7 protein-coding genes and 2 pseudogenes are annotated in these 6,898 nt (G+C 24.0%); 1 reads left to right on the top strand and 8 read right to left on the bottom strand.

All coding sequences use genetic code 4. The features are described 5' to 3' along the window. Positions 1-95 precede the first annotated feature (95 nt). The 6 genes and pseudogenes from BST80_RS03210 to deoD all read right to left on the bottom strand — a co-directional run bounded on the left by BST80_RS03210 (position 96) and on the right by deoD (position 4,476). The gene (locus BST80_RS03210; RefSeq protein ID WP_415745943.1) at positions 96-791 is read right to left on the bottom strand and encodes a hypothetical protein; all 696 of its coding nucleotides are present in this window, start codon (positions 789-791) and stop codon (positions 96-98) included. Between the two features lie 77 nt (positions 792-868). Continuing rightward, positions 869-1,339, bottom strand: a complete 471-nt coding sequence (locus tag BST80_RS03205) for a hypothetical protein (protein ID WP_415745942.1) — start codon at positions 1,337-1,339, stop codon at positions 869-871. After that, a complete protein-coding gene (locus tag BST80_RS03200) occupies positions 1,339-1,827 on the bottom strand; it encodes a hypothetical protein (protein WP_415745941.1) in 489 nt (162 codons plus the stop codon). Before BST80_RS03200 ends, BST80_RS03205 begins: the two co-directional genes overlap by 1 nt. Positions 1,828-1,990: 163 nt before the next feature. Then, the gene (locus BST80_RS03195) at positions 1,991-2,155 is read right to left on the bottom strand and encodes a hypothetical protein (protein WP_415745940.1); all 165 of its coding nucleotides are present in this window, start codon (positions 2,153-2,155) and stop codon (positions 1,991-1,993) included. 223 nt (positions 2,156-2,378) lie between these two features. Further along, positions 2,379-3,746: an asparagine--tRNA ligase gene (asnS, locus tag BST80_RS03190; RefSeq protein ID WP_415745939.1), complete on the bottom strand. Its 1,368-nt coding sequence runs from the start codon at positions 3,744-3,746 to the stop codon at positions 2,379-2,381. A 20-nt stretch (positions 3,747-3,766) separates the two neighbouring features. Next, positions 3,767-4,476, bottom strand: a pseudogene (gene deoD, locus BST80_RS03185) (purine-nucleoside phosphorylase). Positions 4,477-5,113: 637 nt separating this feature from the next. Here deoD and BST80_RS03180 point away from each other — a divergent pair. Further along, positions 5,114-5,205, top strand: a pseudogene (locus BST80_RS03180) (IS5/IS1182 family transposase); the annotation flags it as partial. Between the two features lie 202 nt (positions 5,206-5,407). Here BST80_RS03180 and BST80_RS03175 read toward each other — a convergent pair. Continuing rightward, on the bottom strand, positions 5,408-5,749 hold the full coding sequence (locus tag BST80_RS03175; protein ID WP_415745938.1) for a hypothetical protein: 342 nt from the start codon (positions 5,747-5,749) through the stop codon (positions 5,408-5,410). A gap of 134 nt (positions 5,750-5,883) precedes the next feature. After that, positions 5,884-6,729: a hypothetical protein gene (locus BST80_RS03170; RefSeq protein ID WP_415745937.1), complete on the bottom strand. Its 846-nt coding sequence runs from the start codon at positions 6,727-6,729 to the stop codon at positions 5,884-5,886. Positions 6,730-6,898 lie beyond the last annotated feature (169 nt).

Here is a 6,898-nt window from a genome sequence, read left to right as displayed (position 1 = left end):
GAAAATATTAAATTTTTAAATAAAAGACATAATTAATTAAAATTATAATTTGCTATTAGTATCTTTTTAAAAATATTTNCAATTATTTTAATAGGTTATGCAAGAAGTCTATTATTTAAAAAAATATATAAATATTGTAAACCAATGAATAAGGTTAAAATACAAATAAAAGAAAAAGTTAAAATTAATCATCCCCATTCTTGATACACATTAAGAAAAAAATAAGGATATCAAGTATCAGATGGTCTCTTATCTAAATGACGCAATGTTCCTCGAATTAAAATTACAATAAAATAACAAACTGGATAAATTAAAATTAATCATAATGCTAATTTATAATGTTGTTTTAAATTATATTCAAAAGTCCCGGCTGTTAAAATATAACTAATAATCATACTAATTGGAATTACTAAGTGCAAAACAATTGTCGATATTCAAGCATATACATTGTATTGATTAGCATCTTGTGTACTTGTAAAAATTCCAAGTCAAAAAACTACCATTGTAATTGTAATATATGTTGTCACAGTTAATTTAATTAAATAACTAGGACTTTGAATTTTAAACTTGTTTTCAAATAAATAAATGAAAAAATAAACAGCAACAATATAATTAGTTTGCGTTGTAAAAAACGAATAACAATTTGATACTCGTTCTGCATATCCTAAATCACGAAATTGAGGTTGTGGACTAATTATTGCTAACACTAAATCAGTAACTAAAAAAAATAAAATTAAAAATAAAACACTTAATTGTACATAAAATAAAATTTTAGTATTTCACTTTAACATAAAAAATCTCCTAATAATTAATATTATTTTAATATTTTGATGGTATCTTTTTGCTAAAATTTTATTTCTTAAAAGAACTATTTAACATTTAAATTTTGTAATAATATTTGTGAACATTCTTGGCAAGCTAAAGAGGGAAAAACAGCACCATTTGAAACAAATTTAATCCCAACTGGATTAAAAAAATTATGACAAACTTCACATTCTTTTAAGCCCTGCCTCACTTGTCCTAAACACTCATTACACATATTGGCATTATTTTCTCGTAAAAAATATTGATGACAATGGATACAATTACCAACCATATTTTTAAATTGAGTTGTTTCTCATTTTGAATATTCATAAGAATCATTAGATCCAACATAACCATACACTTTTAAAATTCATTTATTATCCTTTGTAATTTTTTTTCCATTTAAATTAACTTTTGTTAACAAATATTTTCTTGCTAGTTCACTATCAGTAAAAACTTTAACAACTTTCCCTTGGTTAGGAGTATCAGCATTATCAGTGTAAAAAACAATATATAAATTTTTAATTGTATTCACTATCTTTTCATCCCTTCTGTTTTTGTATCCTTTTGAAAATTTTGTGTAGCACATTTAAAACAAATTATATATTCTTTATTATTTACTAATAATTTTCCAAATAATTCGCGATTAAAATCATCTCGAACAAGACGATGTTTTTTACATAAATCACATTGAAAAGTTTCCAAACCAACTAATTCACTTTCACATTCTGAACAAAGTTGATAACGATCTAATTTGCTTTTAACACGATTACATTGTTGACAAATCGGTAACTTTTTAATAAAGTCTTCTGTTCCTTGCTTGTTTAGTTCGTAATTATCAGTTGTACTATCAAATGTAAATATTAAACAAAATGAAATTGCTTTAATAATATCTGCATTATATTTGTTATCTAAATAACAATCTTCTAACGCTCGTTCAGCATCAGTAGCTTTTTTACAAATACATCGTAAATTTTGTTCTTTACCGTTACCATCAAAGATAAAATAATAATCTCAAATCAATTTTTATTCCTCACATTGCTATAATTAATAATTAATATATAGCATTATTATATCATTTTTTTATTAAACCGTTTATTAAAACGCAAAAGACCTGTTAGGTCTTTATTTTATTTTCATAGTTAATTCAACTGCATGGTAAGACAAAATTATCTAACTTTTTTTCTTAATTAGTAAAAATTCGTAATACTTTTAATGCTAATAATCTTGGATTTTGATCAAGCTCTTTACGAATTTTGGGGTTATCAATAATTAATGATAAAAATTCATATACTTTGTATTCATTGTATGTATATAATTTGTCAACTTGTTTTTGAACAATCTTTTTCAATTCGACAAATAGTCGATTGTTGTAACCCTGACATTTTGGCTAATTCACGTTAAGTTAATCATTTATGAATTCGTAATTGTTTAATAACTTCGTTCATTTATATATGTTCCTTTCATATTATCATAAGTAACTAAGTTAAATATTTTATGCCCCCTATCTATGCAATGCTAAAATTATAACAAAAAAAATTTTATAATTAAATAAAATTTTTATATGCATCAAATTAAAATAATAAGTTTCGCGGCGTACGCGGAAAGGGGATCACATCACGAATATTTGTCATTCCTGTCACATACATGATAAAACGTTCAAACCCTAAGCCAAAACCTGCACTTTTATAATAACCATATTTTCGTAAATCAATATATCATTGTAAATTTGTCGTTGGAATTTTTAGTTCATTACAACGACTAACAATTTTATCATAATCATTTTCACGAACACTACCGCCAACTAATTCTCCAATTCCTGGTACTAGTAAATCACACGCAGCAACTGTTTTATTGTCATCATTAATTTTCATATAAAATGCTTTAATTTCTTTCGGATAATTAAATAAAAAGGTTGGTTTTTTTGTTTCTATTTCACACAAATATTTTTCATGCTCAGTTTGTAAATCCATTCCTCAAAAAATATCTGGATTTTCAAATTTTTGACCTTTTGTAACAGCTTTCTGCAAAATTTCAATTGCTTTTGTATATGATAAATGAACAAATTCATCATTTAAAACACTTTTTAATCTTTCCAATAATTTATCATCAACATCACTATTTAAAAAGTCAAGTTCATAATGGTTGTTAATAAATAAATAAATAATAATATGCTTAATCATTTTTTCAATTAATGTCATATTTTCTTCCAGGTCAATAAAAGCAATTTCAGGTTCAATCATTCAAAATTCAGCAGCATGTCTTGTTGTATTAGAATTTTCAGCACGAAATGTTGGACCAAAAGTATAAACATTTCGAAAAGCTTGTGCAAATCCTTCAGCATGAAGTTGACCTGAAACAGTTAAACTAGATTTTTTCCCAAAAAAATCTTCATTATAATTATTATCAGTTCTTGTTGTTACAATAAATGATTCGCCAGCACCTTCAGCATCATTTCCGGTAATGATTGGTGTATGAACATAAATAAAATTGTTTTTATTAAAAAATTCATGAATTGCAAAAGAACTACTACTACGAATTCGGAACACCGCATTAAAAGTATTTGTTTTTGCACGTAAATGAGCAATTTCACGTAAATATTCATAAGAATGCTCTTTTTTTTGTAATGGATAATCTTCACTTGCCTCGTCAAGAATTTCAATTACGGATGCTTGAATTTCAAATGGTTGTTTGGCAGATGGTGTTACACAAAACTTTCCAACTACTTTAATTGCTGATGAAATTCGTAAACTACTAATTGCTAAAAAATTAGCAAGTTGCTCCGCTTTATAAACAATTTGCACATTATTAAAAACTGTTCCATCATTCATAACTAAAAAACTTAATTTACCACTACTGCGATTAGAACGAACTCACCCCAAAATTGTAACTTCACTTTGATCTTTAACTTGATCTTGGTATAGCTCTAAAACTGTTGTCATATGTTTTCTCCTTTTTTCTTTTATAATTTAATTGCACTTTCTAATGCTAATTCTACCATTTGGTAAAAATTATTTTGCCGTTCAGCTGCTGTTGTCACAGCACCAGTAATAAAGGAATTAGAAATTGTTAATAATGTTGCTGCATTTTTCTTTAATGCTAAGGCATTTGCAAACAAAGCAAATGCTTCCATTTCAACACATACTGTCTTATACTTGGCTTTAATTTTTTTCAATCATCATCATTTTTACGATAAAAAACATCAAATGAATGAACAATTCCAGGAAAAGTTTTAATTTGTTTTGCTTTAGCAACTTTTTCAATTGTTGCAAAAAGATGTTGTGAAGAATTTAAAACATCATCTTCTATTCCTGCTACAATTCTAGCATAATTATTTTCGCCATAAGCTGCTGTTGCGTTAACAATATCATAAATCTTTAGTGCAGCATCATAACTACATGCTGAACCAATTCGAATAATATTATCAACATTATAAAATTTAAATAATTCATATGAATAAATTCCAATGCTAGGACATCTCATTCCACTTCCAGCAATTGTAATTGTTTTATTTTTATAAGTTCCGGTGTACATAAACATATTTCGAATTTCATTCACTAATTTTATATTTTCGAGAAAAGTTTCCGCAATAAACTTTGCTCGTAATGGATCTCTGGGCATTAAAACTGTTTCAGCAATTTCTTCTTGTTTAGCGTTGATATGTGGTGTCATTTTCATTCCCTCTTAACATTTTCTATATTTAATTTATATTGTACTATAAAAAATAAAAAGGAACATTAGTTCCTTTAATTTTAACAATATTTTTTTAAAATTTTATTACTTTTAATCCGATTTTCTAAATATTGCTGCTCTTTATCAATAGATAAAAGCGCTTTAATTAAATTATCATTTNAATATNNATTAGACTTCTTGCATAACCTAGTTATTTTAAAATTCCTATAAAATATATTTAAAATAGAAATTATAGGAATCTAAAATTATGAAATTTGATAAATTTGATTTTATTAATGATAAAGAATTATTCCGATTAACAGNAANNANNNNANNTNNCACTTTTAATAAAATGTTAGATATTTTAAAGGTTGCTGAAATAGAAAAATTTAAAAAAGGTGGCAAAGCTAACAAATTATCACTAAAAAATCGATTATTTATGACTTTATCGTATTGACGAGAATATCGTACTTTTTTTCATCTTGGTAAAAGTTTTGATATTAGTGAGGCTAGTTGTTATCGCAATGTCAAATGAATTGAAGATATTTTAATTAAAAACTCTGATTTTCAACAACTTGCTGGTAAAAAAGCACTAATAAATGATTATTTTATTGATAAAACAATTATTATTGATGCTACCGAAACTCCAATCCAACGCCCAAAAAAAGACAAAAACAATCTTATTCTGGTAAAAAGAAAAAACACACGATCAAAACACNAGTANNCATTATTNTNAGGTTTTTAATAAAATTAANTAATTAGAAACAAATTAAGTTTCGCTTATGACTAAATGATAACAAAATTTATAAAAAATTCAACTTTTTTAAAAACATAATTTTTATTTGAAGAAATAATTTATAAATTTATGAATTTTGATACACTAAAAAATACTTTTTAAAGTTATTAATAATTTTAAAAGGTTTTTTATTTTTTATAAAGATAAAAATTGATTTTTAGATTGATTTAAATTAAATATATTAAATTCAATTTTTTCTTTATTTTTATTAGTTTTATCAATTTTTTCTTCATTTGTTTTACTATTAAGTCTTAACATTGAAGCAATTAACATATTGATAAATGTTTCTTTACAATATATTTTCGCGCCACGCCCCTTAACTGCCTTAATATAGTGTGATATATCGCCTTCCATGTGACAACCAATATTATATTCTAATGTTTGATTTTCAATGCCTTCTTTATTATTTTTAATTAATTCAATAGTTTCTAATAAAAATTTCTTTTTATTATCAATAACATAGGGCAAATGACACATTAAAAAATCTAATAATGCTTCATAATTTCCAGTAAAAAAATATATTTTTGATAACTTATATTTTAATCTATGAATTCGGTTTTTCTTACGATTTGGAAATAATTCTTTAAATCTTTTTACTAAATGAAATCTATCTAAACTATATGATACATTGTTATTTTTATATTTTTTTTTACTGCTCTATAAACTTTTTTAATTTGTTTTTCGCCATCACTTAATATTAATATTTTAGTATCTTCATTGATATCATAAGTATCCATTAATTTAAAAATTTTATCAATAAAATTATCCATATTAGATTTTTCATTTTTATTCTTATGATTTTTATTCATCATTTGAAAAACACCTTTTTTCTTTTTCATTTTTTTTCTGTTTTTTGTTGATTTTTCTTCATCAACACCAACATGCATAGTTGAAGCAAATATTTTATTTTCAACTCTTTTTTTATTTTCTCTCATAGGTTCAAAAGCCCCATCAATTTGAATATATAAAACATTATTTGGAATTTTAATTTTATTGTTATTTTTATTACTAATGTAATCGATTTCTTCTAAATCTGCATTTTTAAAAATATTAGATATTGTTCTTTCACTAATATTAGCGTTTTCAACAGTATCTAAAATATCTTTATATCTTTTTCCATCACCCATAAATGAAGTAATTTTATTTATTAAATTCTGTTCATTTCTTTGGTATTTTTTTAAACCTAATTCTTCATCCAAAGGATAGCGGTTTATATATTCATTTTTTTCTTCATCATATTTAACATATCTTCGTCTTTTTAAAGGTATATCTCCATCTTCTGTTTTAATTGTTTTTGGTATTTTTGATACAACCTTATATCCTTGTAATATTTTTCCCTGTTGATATAATTTAAATATCTCATTTTCTCTTTCAATTAAGAAATTTTTAGTTTCATTGTTTGTTTCTATTATTTTATCTTTTTTATAATCTTCTAATAAATTTTGTTTTAATTCCATTTTATAATTTCCTTTCGTAATTAAACAATTNTTNTAAATTACAATATTTAATACTTCAGATAATTTTATCAAAAAAAGGAGGTTAATTAAAAATGCAAGATTTTACAAAAATTAATAACAAAAAACGAATTATTAGTTATGAACATTTAAATAAAAAGTATGATTTAAA

The organism is Spiroplasma sp. Moj, from assembly GCF_016082285.1.
Taxonomy (GTDB): domain Bacteria; phylum Bacillota_I; class Bacilli_A; order Mycoplasmatales; family Mycoplasmataceae; genus Spiroplasma; species Spiroplasma phoeniceum.
This window is presented reverse-complemented; position numbering and strand designations above follow the sequence as displayed.